13 protein-coding genes and 1 riboswitch are annotated in these 15870 nt (G+C 61.2%); of the genes, 6 read left to right on the forward strand and 7 right to left on the reverse strand.

Annotated features, from left to right (window positions below; translation table 11 throughout):
* Nucleotides 1-345 precede the first annotated feature (345 nt).
* Nucleotides 346-837, forward strand: a complete 492-nt coding sequence (locus OKC29_RS15675) for an RNA recognition motif domain-containing protein (protein ID WP_011704113.1) — start codon at nt 346-348, stop codon at nt 835-837.
* 18 nt (nt 838-855) lie between these two features.
* On the opposite strand, the gene murI is transcribed toward OKC29_RS15675, so the two are convergent.
* The 3 genes from murI to OKC29_RS15690 all read right to left on the reverse strand — a co-directional run bounded on the left by murI (nt 856) and on the right by OKC29_RS15690 (nt 4770).
* On the reverse strand, nt 856-1650 hold the full coding sequence (gene murI, locus OKC29_RS15680; RefSeq protein WP_073352209.1) for a glutamate racemase: 795 nt from the start codon (nt 1648-1650) through the stop codon (nt 856-858).
* A 117-nt stretch (nt 1651-1767) separates the two neighbouring features.
* Complete coding sequence (locus tag OKC29_RS15685; protein WP_073352211.1) at nt 1768-3603, reverse strand: TonB-dependent receptor domain-containing protein; 1836 nt, start codon at nt 3601-3603, stop codon at nt 1768-1770.
* 52 nt (nt 3604-3655) lie between these two features.
* Nucleotides 3656-3832, reverse strand: a riboswitch (cobalamin riboswitch).
* A 35-nt stretch (nt 3833-3867) separates the two neighbouring features.
* Complete coding sequence (locus OKC29_RS15690) at nt 3868-4770, reverse strand: LysR family transcriptional regulator (RefSeq protein ID WP_017410538.1); 903 nt, start codon at nt 4768-4770, stop codon at nt 3868-3870.
* A gap of 111 nt (nt 4771-4881) precedes the next feature.
* Between OKC29_RS15690 and OKC29_RS15695 the strand changes: the two genes are divergently transcribed.
* The 4 genes from OKC29_RS15695 (at nt 4882) to OKC29_RS15710 (ending at nt 7808) form a co-directional block, all read left to right on the forward strand.
* Nucleotides 4882-5808, forward strand: coding sequence for a sodium-dependent bicarbonate transport family permease (locus tag OKC29_RS15695; protein WP_162275799.1), 927 nt, complete (start codon nt 4882-4884; stop codon nt 5806-5808).
* A 4-nt stretch (nt 5809-5812) separates the two neighbouring features.
* The gene (locus OKC29_RS15700) at nt 5813-6115 is read left to right on the forward strand and encodes a P-II family nitrogen regulator (protein WP_005306985.1); all 303 of its coding nucleotides are present in this window, start codon (nt 5813-5815) and stop codon (nt 6113-6115) included.
* Between the two features lie 62 nt (nt 6116-6177).
* Nucleotides 6178-6687, forward strand: coding sequence for a 5-(carboxyamino)imidazole ribonucleotide mutase (gene purE, locus OKC29_RS15705; RefSeq protein ID WP_011704108.1), 510 nt, complete (start codon nt 6178-6180; stop codon nt 6685-6687).
* A complete protein-coding gene (locus OKC29_RS15710) occupies nt 6684-7808 on the forward strand; it encodes a 5-(carboxyamino)imidazole ribonucleotide synthase (protein ID WP_073352215.1) in 1125 nt (374 codons plus the stop codon). The genes purE and OKC29_RS15710 overlap by 4 nt, the downstream gene beginning before the upstream one ends.
* A gap of 73 nt (nt 7809-7881) precedes the next feature.
* On the opposite strand, the gene OKC29_RS15715 is transcribed toward OKC29_RS15710, so the two are convergent.
* From OKC29_RS15715 to OKC29_RS15725, 3 genes are all read right to left on the reverse strand, one after another.
* The gene (locus OKC29_RS15715) at nt 7882-9072 is read right to left on the reverse strand and encodes an L-lactate MFS transporter (protein ID WP_162275800.1); all 1191 of its coding nucleotides are present in this window, start codon (nt 9070-9072) and stop codon (nt 7882-7884) included.
* 109 nt (nt 9073-9181) lie between these two features.
* Nucleotides 9182-9913: a LytR/AlgR family response regulator transcription factor gene (locus OKC29_RS15720; RefSeq protein ID WP_029305072.1), complete on the reverse strand. Its 732-nt coding sequence runs from the start codon at nt 9911-9913 to the stop codon at nt 9182-9184.
* A gap of 46 nt (nt 9914-9959) precedes the next feature.
* Nucleotides 9960-11633 (reverse strand): sensor histidine kinase, encoded by a 1674-nt coding sequence (locus tag OKC29_RS15725; protein ID WP_162275801.1) that lies wholly within the window; start codon nt 11631-11633, stop codon nt 9960-9962.
* Between the two features lie 172 nt (nt 11634-11805).
* On the opposite strand from OKC29_RS15725, the gene OKC29_RS15730 reads away from it, so the two are divergent.
* Nucleotides 11806-12246, forward strand: coding sequence for a hypothetical protein (locus tag OKC29_RS15730; protein WP_073352217.1), 441 nt, complete (start codon nt 11806-11808; stop codon nt 12244-12246).
* Nucleotides 12247-12281: 35 nt separating this feature from the next.
* Here OKC29_RS15730 and OKC29_RS15735 read toward each other — a convergent pair whose 3' ends face one another.
* Nucleotides 12282-15869: an ATP-binding protein gene (locus tag OKC29_RS15735; RefSeq protein ID WP_073352218.1), complete on the reverse strand. Its 3588-nt coding sequence runs from the start codon at nt 15867-15869 to the stop codon at nt 12282-12284.
* Nucleotide 15870: the final 1 nt, after the last annotated feature.

Here is a 15870-nt window from a genome sequence, read left to right on the forward strand (position 1 = left end):
AAGCTGGCTCATCAGGTTGGCGTGTTCCGCCGTGCTGGTAGGGGCGCATTATAGGGAGCCGCGCCGCGATGACAAGGCTTTTTTTGAAGAAAGTCACGGAAACTTCAAATTATCCAATTAGAAACAGCTTACTCAGTGTATATATACAATGTTATCCACAAACCGATGATTTCAGACCGGTTTTATCATCATTTAGGTGGATCTTCCCCTCTCAAGGGATGCCATACTGGAACGGATAATATGTCCCAAGTGGTCCGTGGTAGCGCCCGGCTGGAAAGCTGGTTACCATGGAGGTGAATAGAGTGTTGCACCTTTTTTGCTTTCATTTACAAAAGGTCTTTAAAGATGAATTTATCCAAGTTTCCCGTTTATGTGCAGGCGGCCATCCTTGCTCTGGTGTTGGCGCTGGTTGGTTATCTGGTTGCCCAGGCCCTGCAATTTTCTTTGAAAGCCGAAGTGATTTTTGCTGTGGGCTTGGCCATCGGCGGTTTCGTGGTACCGCTGTTCCTGAACCGTGCACCGGCGGGTGTGGCTGAACTGGCCTCCAGTCAGGAGACCTGCACCTTATATGTAGGCAATCTACCATACCGTGCCAATGAGATAGCCGTGCGCGAATTGTTTGCCGAGCAGGGTCAGGTGATCTCGGTCCGCCTGATGAAGGACAAGGCCACCGGCAAGCGCAGAGGATTCGGTTTCGTGGAGATGCCCGCTGCCGATGCCGCCAAGGCGATCGCCGCACTCAACGACAAGGAGTATCAACAGCGTACCCTTAAAGTACGTGAAGCCAATGACAAGCGGGACAAAGATGAGCGAGAAGGCAGTGAAGTGGATGCCTGACCATTGGCAGGCAATCCGTTAGAACCTGACCTCTTCGAGTGATGACAGCCCCCAAGCTTGCAAGGGGGCTGTCAGTTTCTGGGTCTGGGTATCCAGCCGGGTGCAATAGGCCTTACCCCCGACATCTTCCAGCCGTGTAGGTATCGTGACCAAACCGGCCAGCAGGTGAGCCACCCGCTTGGCGACCGCATTGCCGGAATCCACCAGCTGGCACGCAGGCATCAGCTGCCGTATCTCTTCATCCAGCAACGGGAAATGGGTACAGCCCAGCACCAGGGTATCCGGATGCTCTTCCCCTTCCAGCCAGTCCGCCAGTACTTCCCGCAACAGCGCCATATTGACCGGCAAACCAGCCAGCTTGTGCTCGGCCTCGACAACCAGCTCGGTCGCCCCCTTGAGCAGCACCCGCTTGCCCGGCGCAAACTGGGCGATGAGCTCGTGGGTATATTCACGGCTGACTGTCCCCGGGGTTGCCAGCAAGCCGATGCAACCATTACGGGTAAGCGCGGCTGCGGGCTTGATGGCGGGTACCACGCCAACGACCGGTACTGTAATGGCCGCACGCAGGGACGGCAGCGCTATGGTGCTGGCCGTGTTGCAGGCAATCACCACCAGATCGATGGCATGCTCGACCACCATGTGGCTGACCAGCCTGGTGCAGACTTCGGTGAGGGCGGCCTCGCTCAGCTCACCATAGGGGAAGTTGGCGTTGTCGAAGCAATAGATATAGTTGTGTGCCGGCAATGCGCGGCGGATCTCGCGGTAGATGGTCAACCCACCCATACCGGAATCGAACACGAGAATATTGGCCACTGGAGCTCCCCTTTGGTGCAAGTCGGCGATCATACTCCCGCCGACCGCCAATAGAAAAGGCCCCACCAATGGCGGGGCCTCGCTTTTTATCTTCTCTTATATAAGCAGCGCTGCCGCTCAGAGACGGTAGTCCGCTGTCAGCTTGAACTCGGTACCTGCCGACGCATAGCCATAGGCCGGGGCGTAATCACGATCAAACAGGTTGTCGATGCGACCACCCAGCGTGAACTGAGGCGTCACCCCATAGCTCGCCCCCAGGTTGATCAGGGTGTAGGAACCCAGCTCAACCCGCTCCGCCGGGAAGCTGCTGAAGTTCTTGTCATCCCGTTTGCCGACATAGAGCAGTTCGGTGGAGAGATCGACCGGGCCCAGTTGTACCTGAGTCAGCCAGCTGGCCTTCTGCTTGGCACGACGCAGCAGTTGCTGATCTCCGTCGTTCTTGTCTTCGGCCCGGGTGTAGTCAAAGCTCAGGTCGTGCCGCAGTGGTCCGGTTTCCAGACCGAGCGCCACTTCCACACCGCGGATCTCGGCGTCGGTGTTGTCCGGTCGGCAGGTTGAGGACGCGCTTTGGCAGGCAATCAGATTCTGGATCTGGTTGCGGTAGAGGTTCAGCGACCAATCCCAACCGGTGTAGCGACCGCTGAAGCCCAGCTCCAGGTTCTTGCTCTCTTCCGGTTTCAAAGCGGGGTTCTCATAACCCGGATAGTAGAGATCGAGGAAGGTCGGTGCCTTGAAGGCAGTGCCATAACTCAGACGCACATTATGGCTGTCATCGAGATCCAGCCCGCTGGCAGCGGACCAGGTGTTGTGGCGGCCATATTGCTTGTTGTCATCGGTACGACCAGAGAGCTCCCACAGCAGGGCCTGCCAGCGGTAGCTGCCCACCACGAACAGACCCGTGTTGTCGCGATCCGGGGCATTGAATGCCTGACCATAGCTGCGTGTATCGGATTTCAGCTGCTCCTGCTGCCAGTCGGCACCACCGGTCAGGTTGAGCCCCTCGACACCACTCCAGCTGTTGATCCAGGAGAAGCGGGTCAACCCGGTGTGGATGGGCTCCGCACTGGACTCCCCTTTGCTCTCCAGCCAGCTCTTCAGCTTGTTCTCGCCGTAGCTGGCCTCCAGCCGGCTGCTCAGCGCGCCACTCTGATACTTGAGACCGCCATCGTACTGGAACGCCTGCACCCGGCTCTGATCGGCCGACTGATACGCATCATCCATCTCGGTCTGGTTGTCATAGCCCTGGGCGTTGAAGTCGGCACTCCATGCGTCGTTGAAAGCATGATTCAGTCCGAACTGGCCGTTCAAGCTGTCAAAGCCATCCCGATCCGGCTGCTGGGCATTGGCCACCACGTCGAACCCATCGGTGCGCTCGTAACCGATCATCATATTCATGTCGGTCTGCTGGCCCAGAGCCTGCACGGTACGCAGCTGGCCCTGGCCGTAGCCATTGCTGCCCACACCGCCCTTCAGGTGGGTCTCGCTGCCACTCTTGGCGGACGTCTTGGTGATGAGGTTGATGACGCCGCCGATGGCGTCCGAGCCATACACGGCCGCCCGTGGGCCACGGATGTACTCGATGCGCTCGATATTGCCGAGCGGGATCTGGCTGAGATCCGGCGTGCCGGCCACCATGGCCGCGATGGGGCGCCCATTCATCAGCACCAGTGAATGGTTGGAGTTGGTACCACGGATGAACAGGCTGCTCATGTGGCCTCGACCACCCAGAGTGGTGATCTGCACGCCGGGCAGCGTCTTCAGCAACGCTGACAGGCTCTGCACCTGGCGGGACTCGATCTCGGCGCGATCGATCACCACGACGGGAGCCAGTACCGAGCTGATGGGTTGCTCCACCCGATTGGCGGTGATCACCAGGGTAGGATTGACGGGGATGGTGGTCTGGGCAAAGGCCGCCGTTGGCAACAGGGCAGCCGCCAATAATTTCTTGGACATGAGAGATCCTTAAGTTCGCGTAAGCATCTACTTCGTGGCCGGTTTCTCTCGGCCCGAAATACGAACTTTGGCAGGTCTTCGGGCTGGGGGGCTGATGGCCTACGGCGACGGCTTCCCACCTGTGGCAGTGCCCTGATGTCGCTTCGTTCCCCCTTACCGCTGCGCGCCAGCTCCGGATTTTCACCGGATTCCCTATTAAGCATAATGCGCCAAAGCGCAGGGATTATAGGCAGAGCAGAGGTGGATGTATAGCCATCTAGATTTCTATTTCTTACCACCCAGCGCGGCCAATCGCTGCTTCGCCCCCTCCATCACCGCCTGTACCCCGGGATGGGAGAGGTGACGACCGGCCGACACCAGATAGTAGGAGAGCGTCACCTCGGTCAGGGTTGCAATCCGTTCGACACCGTAGAGTCGCGCGATCTCGTCGGCCATGGCCAGCGGTGCCGGAAAGATCCCCATCCCCGCCTTGCCGAACGACTTCATCAGGGTCGAATCGTCGAACTGGCCGACCAGATGGGGATGAATGCCCTGCTGCCGATACCAGGCCAGCAGGCTGTCATGGGTCGCCGACTTCTCCCCCGGGATCAGCAGCGGCAGCCCTTCGAGGGAGGCAGGAAAACCCTGCCGCGCCCTGGCAGCCAGCTCGGGGCTGGCAAACAACGCCAGCGGGCTACGTCCCAGCTCGTGGTTGTAGCCGCGCACCCCGCTGTCGGGGGGGAGCGGGCGATCGATCAGCACCATGTCCAGCTTGTGGCTGGCCAGCTCGCTGAACAGCTGTTCCGCCCGCTCTTCATGGCACACCAACCGCAGCGGGGTGGCCAGCGCCATGGCGGGCGCCAGCAGCTCAAACGCCAGGGTGCGGGGGACGGAGTCGGCGATCCCCACCTGCATGGTCAGCTCCTGGCTGGCATGGCGCAGGGTATGCTCGAGATCGGCGCCGAGCGAGAAGATGGCGCCAGCCTGTTCAAGGGCCTGACGACCGGCGGCGGTCAGGGCAAGCCGCCTGCCTACCCGGTTGAACAACGCTACCCCGAGGGAGAGCTCCAGCTCGGCCACCTGACCGCTGACGGTCTGCGGCGTGAGGTGCAACTGCTCGGCGGCCCGCGTCACGCTCCCGCTGCGCGCCACGTGCCAGAAGTAATAGAGCTGTTTGTAGTTGAGCATCGGGCCCCTTATCAGTTTCTACCGAACAATCATCAATCAAAATCTGATTTTATCGAAACATCTTGCACTCTAGCATGCAACCACCCTGTGAATTGCCTCCTGCGAACTCCCATGCTGGATGTTGTTGTACTCTTTTTCCTGTTTGGCCTGCTGGCCGGTCTGGTGCGCTCCGAGCTCAAGCTGCCGCCCGCGCTCTACGATACTCTCTCCCTCTTCCTGTTGCTGGCCATCGGCCTCAAGGGCGGCGTCGGCCTGGCGCAGCAATCACTGCAACCGTTATTACCCCAACTGGCACTGGTGATCCTGCTCGGCATGCTGCAGACCCTGGCCGGGTTTGCCGTGCTGCGCCTCAAGATGAACCGGGCCGATGCCGCGGCCACCGCCGCCCACTATGGCTCGGTCAGCGTGGCGACCTTTGCGGTTGGCGTGAACTGGCTCACCGAGCGCGGCATCAGCTTCGAATCCCAGCTCTCCATCTTCCTGGCGGTGATGGAGATCCCCGCCATCCTGGTCGGCATCGTGCTGGCCCAGGGAGTGAGCCGGCAGACCCGCTGGCGCCGGCTGGCCCATGAAACCTTCCTCGGCAAGGGGGTCACCCTGCTGTTGGGCGGCATGGCCATCGGCTACCTGGCCGGTCCCGATGGGATCGCTCCGCTCAAACCCCTGTTTGTCGACCTGTTCAAGGGGGCACTGGCGCTGTTCCTGCTGGAGATGGGCCTCATCGTCGCCCGCCAGTGCCAGGACCTGCGCCGCCACGGCCTGTTCCTGCTCGGCTTCGCCCTGCTGATGCCGCTCGCCTCGGCCGGCCTCGGCCTGGTGATCGGCCAGCTGATGGGGCTCTCCCTCGGTGGCCTGACCCTGCTGGCCACCCTGGCAGCCAGCGCCTCCTATATCGCCGTGCCGGCCACCATGCGCATCGCCGTCCCTCAGGCCAATCCGGGCCTGTCGCTCAGCGCCGTACTGGGGGTCACCTTCCCGTTCAACATCATGCTGGGGATCCCGCTCTACCACAGCTGGGCCCGCCACTTCACGGAGTAGCAACATGCAGACCGAGATCCGCACCCTGCTCACCGTCATCACGGAAGCAAACCTGGAACCCACCCTGCTGCGCACCCTCACCCGCGAGGGGCTGCGCGGCTACACCATCACCGATGCCAGAGGCCGCGGTGACCACGGTGAGCGCAACGCCAGCTGGAGCGAGAGCGGCAACATCCGGCTGGAGGCGATCTGCAGCCGCGAACAGGCGGAACGCCTGCTCGCCCACCTGCAGAGTCGCTACTACCCCGACTATGCCATGGTCGCCTTTCTGCAACCGGTCGAAATCGTGCGACCCGAAAAATTCTGAGCCGGCTTGCCGGCTCTTTTTGCCAACCATAGACAAACGTTTTACTGCAAGGAGTCACAACCATGAACACCCCTCCCCTGATCGGCCTGGTAATGGGATCCGACTCCGACTGGCCCGTGATGCAGGCCGCCGCCCGCATCCTCAAGGAGCATGGCGTCCCCTACGAGGCGCGCGTGGTCTCGGCCCACCGCACCCCGGATCTGCTGTTCGAATATGCCGCCAGCGCTCGTGAGCGTGGCCTGCGCGCCATCATCGCCGGGGCTGGCGGCGCCGCCCATCTGCCGGGCATGGTGGCCGCCAAGACCACCATTCCGGTGCTGGGTGTGCCCATTCCGACCCGCCAGCTCAAGGGGATGGACTCCCTGCTCTCCATCGTGCAGATGCCCAAGGGGGTGCCGGTCGCCACCTTCGCCATCGGCGAGGCGGGCGCCGCCAACGCCGGCCTGTTCGCGGTCTCCCTGCTCTCGGTCGCGCAAGACGGCGATGCCCCCCGCTATCAGCAGCAGCTCGACGGTTTTCGCGCCAACGAACGCGACCGGGTGCTGGCCCTCACCCTGGAGGACCCGGCATGATACTGCCACCCGCCACCCTCGGCATGCTGGGGGGCGGCCAGCTCGGCCGCTACTTCGTGATGGCCGCCCACCGCCTCGGCTACAAGGTGGTGGTGCTGGATCCCGACCCCGCCAGCATCGCCGGCGCCGCTGCCGATCACCATATTGTTGCCGCCTATGACGACCCGACTGCCCTGCATGACCTGGCCAGCCGCTGCGCCGCCGTCACTTGCGAGTTCGAGAACGTGCCGGCCACCGCCCTGGCCCTGCTGGAGCAGTACCAGCCGGTACGCCCGGCCGCCGGCGCCGTGCGCATCTGTCAGGATCGCCGCGAAGAAAAGGCCTTCTTGAGCAGAGCGGGCATCCCGGTCGCCCCCAACCAGACCCTGCAGCCGGGCGAGCCGCTGCCGACGCTGCCCGCCGCCCTCTTCCCCGCCATCCTCAAGACCGCCCGCGAGGGGTACGATGGCAAAGGCCAGTGGACCATTCAGGCCGCCGACCAGCTGCTGGCAGCGCTGGCCGCCAGCGGCGTACCCTGCGTGCTGGAACAGCGGCTGGCGCTGGAGGGTGAGTTTGCCCTGACTCTGGCCCGTAGCCCGAGCGGCGCCATCAGCGCCCTGCCACTGGTGCAGAACTGGCACAGCGGCGGCATTCTCGACCAGACCCGCTCCCCGGCCAAGGTGCCGGCGCTGGAGAGCGAAGCCAAAGCAATCGCCGAGCGGCTGATCGCCGCCCTCGATTACGTCGGGGTGCTGACGGTGGAGTTCTTTCTGGTGGAAGGTCGATTGCTGGTCAACGAGCTGGCGCCCCGTCCCCACAACTCGGGCCACCCCAGCCTCGACAACGCCGAGTGCAGCCAGTTCGAGCTGCAGGTGCGCGCCCTGTGCGATCTGCCGCTGCCAGCCCGGATCGCCGTGCGCCCCGCCATGCTGCTCAACCTGCTGGGGGATCTCTGGCAGGCCGGCACGCCAGACTGGGCCGCCTTGCTGGCACTGCCCGGCGTGCATCTGCACCTGTACGGCAAGGGGGAGCCCCGCCCCGGCCGCAAGATGGGCCATGTCACCATCACCGCCGCTGACTGGTCGACGGTGGAAGAGACCTGCCACCGGGTGCGCCAGCTGTTGGGGCTACCGCCACGCTGAGTAATGAGCTGCGCACAAAAAAGACCCGGGCCTGGCCCGGGTCTTGTCATTGCTTGCTGCGACAGGCGGGTGATCAGGCCCGCTCGACCGATACCGGCGCCGGCAGGCGGATGGTGAGGGAGAGCACCAGCGCCACCACCAGCAACACCAGGATCAGGTGGAAGGTCGCCATGAAGCCGCCAAACAGGGAGGCCACGATGGAGCCGATGATGCTGCCCAGACCAAAGCCCAGATAGATGACGCCGTAGTTCTTGGTCAGGTTGTTGAGACCGAAGAAGTCGCTCACCAGCGAGGGGTAGACGGTGATGGTGCCGCCGAAGCTGAACGCCACACAGGCCACCGCCACGAAGAACAGGTTGGCATTGAGCGGCACGAAGAGCAGCAGCGCCATGCCTGCCAAGGTAATCAGCTGGGCGATGGTGATGACCCGGATGCGGGACATCTTGTCGGAGAGGATACCCAGCACCAGACGGCCACCCAAGTTGGCCATGGCGATGATGGCGACGGCATTGGCGGCGACTACAGCAGGCAGACCCACCATGTTCTCGCCGATATCCTTGGCCACGCCGATGACGTAGAGGCCGCTCATGCAGGCGGTGAGGAACATCAGCGCCAGCATCCAGTACTGCGGCTTGCACATCGCCTCGGCCAGGGTGAAGTCACGGCTCTCGCTCTGCTGCACGGAAGCGGCCTGCTTGGGCGCATCCTTCATCAGCATACCGCCCACCAGCACCATGGACATCGCAATCAAGCCCCACAGCTGGAAGGTGGTCTCAAGGCCGGAGCTGGAGAGCAGCAGCAGGTTGATGTACTTGAAGCCCAGGCTGCCAAGGCCATAGGCGCCGATGGAGCAGGCGGAGATCAGTCCCTTGCGCTCCGGGAACCACTTCACGCAGTTGGAGAGGGTCATCAGGTAGCCGGTACCGTCGGCAAAGCCGACCAGGATGCCGGCGCAGAGGTAGAGCATCGCCAGGTTGCTGGCGTGGGCGGTGAGGAAGAAGCCGATGCCGAGCAGCACGCCGGCACCCAGGGTGACGTTGCGCACCCCGAACCGCTCCTGCAGCTTGCCCGCCAGGGAGGAGGCCACCGCCAGGGAGAGGCTGAGCAGGCCGAAGGCGAAGGCGACCTGGCTGACCGGCTCGTCCAGCTTGTCGGAGAGCTGGGCGTTGAACAGGCTCCAGGTGTAAACGGATCCCAGCGCGAACTGGGTGATGATGGTCCCCAACAGGGTGAGGTAGCGGGTGCGATTCATCTCTTTGGTCATGATGCGTCTCGGTCAATGGCCTTAAGGAAACTGGGGCCACTATAGGCAAGACGCCACTCCCGCCGACCGATTAAGGCATGAAATGCAGATCGGCGGGAATGAATGACAATCAGAGCCGCATCAGCTGACGGAACGCCTTGATGTTGCTGCGGCTGACCGGCACCTCGAACGGCAGGTCATGGAGCCGGATGAGATAGGTACTGTTGAACCAGGGCACTATCTCGCGGATCTTGTTGATATTGACGCAATAGGAGCGGTGGCAGCGGAAGAACCCCTCGGCAGGCAGCCGGCTGACGAACTCGCTGAGGGTCATGGTCATCACGTAGCGATCATCGCGGGTGTAGACATAGGTGAGCTTCTCGTCGGCTTCCGCGTAGTAGATCTGCTCGCAGGGGGTGACGATGATGCGCTCCCCCTTCACCAGATTGACGGTGCGATTGTGCGGCGTGCCCGGCTCGCTCCCCTGCCCCGCCTGCGACTTGCCCGCCAGCTCCAGCTTTTGCAGCAGGCTGATGAGGCGCGGTTCGTTGTAGGGTTTGAGGATGTAGTCGAACGCCTCCAGCTCGAACGCCTCCACCGCAAACTCCTTGTAGGCGGTGACGAACACGATGTGGGGCGGATGGCTCGACTTGTGCAGGTTCTTGGCCAGCAGCAGGCCGTCGATGGAGGGGATCTGGATATCCAGAAACACCACGTCCACCTCGTGATCCTGCAGGTATTTGAACGCGGCCAGCCCATCCTCGAAGCTCGCCACTATCTCGATGGTGCTGTGCTGCCCCACCAGGTAGGCCAGCTCCTCGCGAGCCAGATATTCGTCTTCCACTATGATGGCTTTCAGCATGACAACGCCTCTCGCAGCACACACTTATCTTCAATCATGATGGCACTCAGCATGGCATCGACTCCTGATCCGGCAGATAGAAACTCACTTCGGTACCCGGCTCCAGCCGTTTGAGGTGCAGGCCGTCGCCATAGAGCAGCTTGACCCGCTGATGCACGTTCATCAGACCGATGCTGCGGCTCTCCACCCGACCGGCGGCGACCCCGTCGATCACCTCCTGGCTGATGCCATAACCGGTATCGCGCACCGCTACTCGAATGCCGCCCGCCAGCTGCTTCACCTCGATGGTGACCCGACCCGGCGCGCTGCGGGGCTGGATGCCGTGCAGGATGGCGTTTTCCACCAGCGGCTGCAACAGCAGGCTCGGTACCTGGATGTGCACGTCGTCCACCTCGAATACCACCTCCAGCTTGTCACCGAAGCGGGCCTGTTCGATGGCCACGTAGTCGCGCACCTGCTGCAGCTCCTCCTGGATGTCGATGAGGGTGTCCCCCTTGTTGAGGTTGTAGCGCAGGTAGTCCGCCAGATTGGCGATCAGCTGGCGCGCCTGCTGGGGCCGGATGCGGATCAGCGACGAGATGGCATTGAGGGCGTTGAACAGGAAGTGCGGGTTGATCTTGCTCTGCAGCGCGGTGAACTCCGCCTTGCGGGTCATCTCCTTGAGCTGCTCGATGCGCGACACCTCCATCTGGGTTGAGATGAGCTGGGAGAGGCCCACCGCCATCTCCTTGAGGGAGCTGGTGATACTGTGGGTGCGGCGGTAGTAGATCTTGAGGGTGCCACTCACCGAGCCGTTTTCCCGCAGCGGAATAATGATGACCGAGTGGAAATCGGAGAGGTGATACTGGCGCAGATCGTTGTTGATGATGATCTGGTCCAGCAGCACCGCCCGCTGGGTCATGTCGCTGATGGCATGGTGCTCGTCCAGCTCGTAGTAATCCTTGCCCACCCCCACATAGGCCAGCACGTCGCGGGTGTCGGTGATGGCCACCGCATCGGCGCTGATTTCACTGCGAATGATGGCGCAGACCTGGCTCAGAGAGTGGCGATCGATGTTCTGGAAGAAGGGCAGTGTCTTGTTGGCGATATCCAGCGCCAGCTTGGCCTGCTTGGCGGCAATCAGCTCCTTCTCGTCATCCAGATCCTGCACTAGCTTGATGATGAGGCCGATGCAGAGCGCCCCGGCGATCATCGGATAGGCGATGTGGCTGACGATCTCGACGCCTACCGCATGGGGCTCGGTCAGCAGCCAGATGAGCAGCATGGTCAGCCCTTCACACAACATCCCCGCCAGTATGCCGTACAACCAGAGCCGCGACTTGCGACAGCGCAGATGCAGCCAGGTGGCGAGCAGGCCGGCGATGATGCTGGCGATGAGGCACGGGATCGAGGTGTGCCCATCCATGTCGATGAGATAGCGGTGCAGACCGGAGATGACCCCGGCCGGAATGCCGACCCAGGGGCCGAACAGGATGCCGCCGGAGATGATGGCGATGATCCGCACGTTGATGAGGGCCCCTTCCACCGGAATGCCGGTATAGGTGCTGAACACCGCAAACAGGCAGAAGATGGCCGCCACCAGCACCAGCTCGGCCGGGGTATGATCCCGCTTCTGGAACAGCCGCTGGAACGGCCGGGTACGGGTCAGAAAGAACAGGGTCATCAACATCAACGCCGCCCGTTCGAACACCGCCAACAACATCATCTGATTTTCGAGCAAAGCAGGGATTCCATATCTATGACTAAAGGGAGGACAAGGCGCGGGATCATACCCCGTATCCCGTGTCAGCTCATTCCGAATAGTGGGGTACAGATTAAGCTTCGCCGCAGGCGGGTCGATAGATGAGTGACCCCCGTCAGCGGGGTAACCTCGATATCCAGGAGATAATCATATGTCTCAGAAAGGAGTTCTGGTGGCACTACTGGCTGGTTGCTGCGCGATGGCGGCTCAGGCCGACACACAAACCAATCAGCTCACCTGGCCTGCCACCGCCAGCAAGAGTACCGGGATGGAAATTTCGCTCACCCACCCGGGTCAGCAACCGGTCAATTCCGTTTCCACATCCAGCCCGGTCCAGACCGAGGCCATCAACGTCAGCAATCCGGACTTCAACACCACCTATCAATTGCAGGCTCGCACCCTGTATGCCAGTTTGCCCGAACAGGCCGGCACCGACTTCAAGCTGGCGCTCAACGGCCAGCCACTACCACAACACCATGGCCTGCCTCTGACCCAGGCCACCCGCTACTTTCTCAGCTATCTGGCTCCGGCCGCCAAACCGGACCAGACCGGTGAAGCGGCCTATGAACTGCTGGTCTACTGGCACGGTTGACCATCCAGGAAGGCATGCCCGTCATGCCTTCATTTTCATTCCGGTTCGGCCTGCATTTGCATGATGGCCTGTCTGACGATCCCGTAGGCATGCTGCAACGGCTGCAATGCCCTCGGTAATCCCTGCGGCCCAATCCCGGCAGATTCTGTCTCGCTGCACACGGCAACCAGTTTCATCGCTCCCATGATCCTGGCCCCACCCTTCAGACGGTGCACATAGTCGAGAAAACGGGCCAGTTCACCACCTTCTGCGGCTTGCTGCAGGCCCCGCAGATCATCGTCGCTGGCCCGTACAAACTCATGCAACAAGGGCAGCATCAGCGCAGGCTGATTGCCGGTCAATGGTCCGAGACACTGCTTGATCTCCTGCACACAGCGCTCGATTTCCCGCTGCTCCTCATGCTGCATGTGGCGACACAGGCAGCGCTCCAGCTCTTCCAGCCCTACCGGCTTGAACAGGCAGTCGTCCATGCCGGCGGTCAGCCCCTCGCTCACCTGCTCCTGGCGGGCATCCGCCGTCAACCCCAGGATGAGGCAACGATGCGTACCCCGGCTCAGCTCCAGAGCCCGATACTGGCGGGTCAGTTCAAAGCCGCTCATGCCAGGCATGTTGAAGTCGGTGATCATCACGTCAAAGGGTGTGTTGGCAAACAGTGCCAGCGCCTCGCGCCCCGACTCGGCCGCCGTGGCATCATGCCCGAGGTATGCCAGTTGCTGGCTGACCAGCAGCCGGTTGGTGGGGTGATCGTCCACTATCATGACCCGCAGTCGCCGGTGATGCCCTGTCATCGTGCCCAATGCCACGGGCGTGACTGATTCGACCGCGCTCGCCAGCGGCACTTTCATCTCGATGCTGATGCACGTACCGTGGCCAGGCTCGCTCTCCAGCAGCAGCGAGCCTCCCATCGACTCGCACAGCGAGCGGGAGATCATCAGTCCGAGACCGGTCCCGGAGCGCTGGATGTGCTCGGGCTGCCTGGCCTGACCAAAAGGCTGAAACAGCCTGGCTTGCTCCGCAGGCGCAATCCCTATGCCCGTATCCCGGATCACCAGTTGCAAGGTGCACCAGCCGTCGCTGGTTTTTGATTGCAACTCGACCCGCACCGATCCCTGCTCGGTGTACTTGATGGCATTGCTGATGAGATTGGAGAGGATCTGCTTGTAGCAGATGCCATCAATCTGTACCCAGCGGGGCTCGCCGGCGGCAAGTTCCAGTTGCAGGTTCTTTTGTCTAGCCAGCGCAGTGAATACGGTGACCACCGAGGCCGTCAGCGCCGTGATTTCATGGGGCTCCGGCCTCAGTTCAAGCCGGCCGGACTCGATCTTGGATATATCCAAAATATCGCCAATCAGGCTCAGCAGATCCCTGGCCGAACCATGGGCGATGGAGAGTGAGGTCTTGTCCTCTTCATGTAGTCGATCGCGGCGCAGGGTCAGTTCCAGCAAACCAATGATGGCATTCATGGGCGTGCGGATCTCGTGGCTCATGGTGGCCAGAAAGGTCGACTTGGCACGATTGGCTTCCTGGGCATCCTGGCTGGCCAGAGCCAGCTCTTCGAGCAGACGCAGCCGCTCGCTCACGTCGATCCAGCCACCGATTCCGCCCTGAACATTTCCCTCCAGGTCATAGTAGGGCTGAACCCAGTGATAAACGGCCACGGACCCCGTCGCCATGGACAGCCGATGATCTCCCTGTCTGGCACAGCGTACCGTACGCGCGGTGCTCAAATCCTCGAACAAGGGAGCCAGAAAAGGCCAGCGCTGCACATCCTCCGCCATGGTGGCGCCCAGCAGGCGGTTTTTCTCCTCACCAAAAAAAATGGCATAAGTACTGTTGCAGAGCACCAGCCGACCCTCCTGATCTCTGGCGTAGATGGGATGGGGTGTGCCGTCTACCAGATCTTCGATGAACTTGAGCTGGGTGCTCAACGCGATCTCAGCGACACGACGCTGACGCACCTGTTTGTGCAGGGACAGCCCCCACAAACCAATCCAGATGGTCAGCAGCATGATCAAGGCAATGATGCCGCCAAATTCCCGCACCAGCTCCTGCCAGGTGATGGCCTCCTGCTGGGTACTGACGCGCCAGCGATTGGAGAGTCCCTCCAGCTCATCCGGCGGAATGATGGCAATCACCCGATCCAGAATGTCGCGCAACATATGCTGCTTGGGCGAAACAGCAAACGCCGCCCCGATCGGGATGGAGTCGAACAACTCGCCCGTGATGAGCAGACTGTCCGGAAACTTGCTGTTGATGTAGTACTTGGCGACCCGCAACGGCAACACGGTCACGTCGCAGGTCTCGCTCGCCACGCAGCGCAGCGCATCTTCGATCCGTTCGAACTTTCTGGTGGTCAGCTTGCCATACTCGTCCTCTATCGCCTGCTCGGAGATGAAGTCCTTGATAATGGCGACCGTACCGGTCTTGAGCAGCGTCTCCGGTGCCGTCGCCTCATGGCGGACCCCCACCACATAGGCCAGCGGGTCGAGCACAAAGGCACGGCTGAACAGGTAACGACTGCGACGCTCTTCCGATGGGCTCAACACCGCGATGTCCACCTGCCCACCCTCCAGCAACTGCAACATTTGCCCTGGCGTCTTGACTGGCACCACCTCTATTTCCACCCCCAGCTTCGCTCGCAACACCTGCAGCAAATCGGCCACCACCCCGTGCAAGGTGTCATTGATGTCGAGAAAACTCAGCGGCGGAACCCCGCTGTTGACGGCCATCCGGATTTTTTTCTGCTGACCCAGCCAGGCCCACTGCTCGCTGGTCAGCTCGACCTTGCTGGCCCCGATAGAGAGGCCGCCGCCATTCCAGCGTTTGGCAATTTCCTCCCGCTTGCCTTCCAGAATTTCATCCAGCGCAATATTGATGATTTTTTTAAGCCGCTGATTTTTCCTTTCCAGCGAAAAAGAAAAACCATGGGTGTCTATATAAAGAGGCTTCAGTAATTGAATGCTGTCTTGATAAAATTTATTGACGATGAAGTTCCCGGAAATCATGTCCAGCATGACGGCATCTACCTGGCCATATGCAACCGCAGAAAGTGCGCTATAACGGGAGGAATACATTTTTATCTGAACCTTGGGCAGATAGCGCATCACATCGAGCGCCGGCAGATAATACTCCGGGACGGCCACCGTTCTTATATCACGCTCCTTTACGTGTATATTTTTATATATGGCCGGGTCATCCGGCATATATTTATCGGTCAACAATAATTGCTGCTCTTCTTCATAGGCATTGGAGGTACTCAGCAGATCGACCTCTCCCCGCTTGAGCGCAGCAATGGCCGCGGCGCGAGACGGCAGATTCTTTACGACGATCTCGACACGCAACAGATGACTCAGCATGCCGACAATGTCGGCGGTGACGCCTTCGTAAGCATTGGCACGCAGGGTGATGTCCATCGGCGGATTGTCGGGCATGGGTACCCCGAGCACCAGCCGGCCACGATTTCTCAACCACAGCCAATCTTCCGCATGCAGCGGCAGGGTCTGCTTCTCAAGGTACTCGCTGTCATTGCGCGCATAGACATGCAGAAAGGGCGCCGCCAGCTCATGAGCCGAAACCCATGAAGCGCAGCAACAGACCAGCAGAGCCGCAAACCAATGCCTCATG

The sequence above is a fragment of the Aeromonas sp. QDB34 genome, assembly GCF_027705405.1.
GTDB classification, from domain to species: Bacteria; Pseudomonadota; Gammaproteobacteria; order Enterobacterales; family Aeromonadaceae; genus Aeromonas; species Aeromonas hydrophila.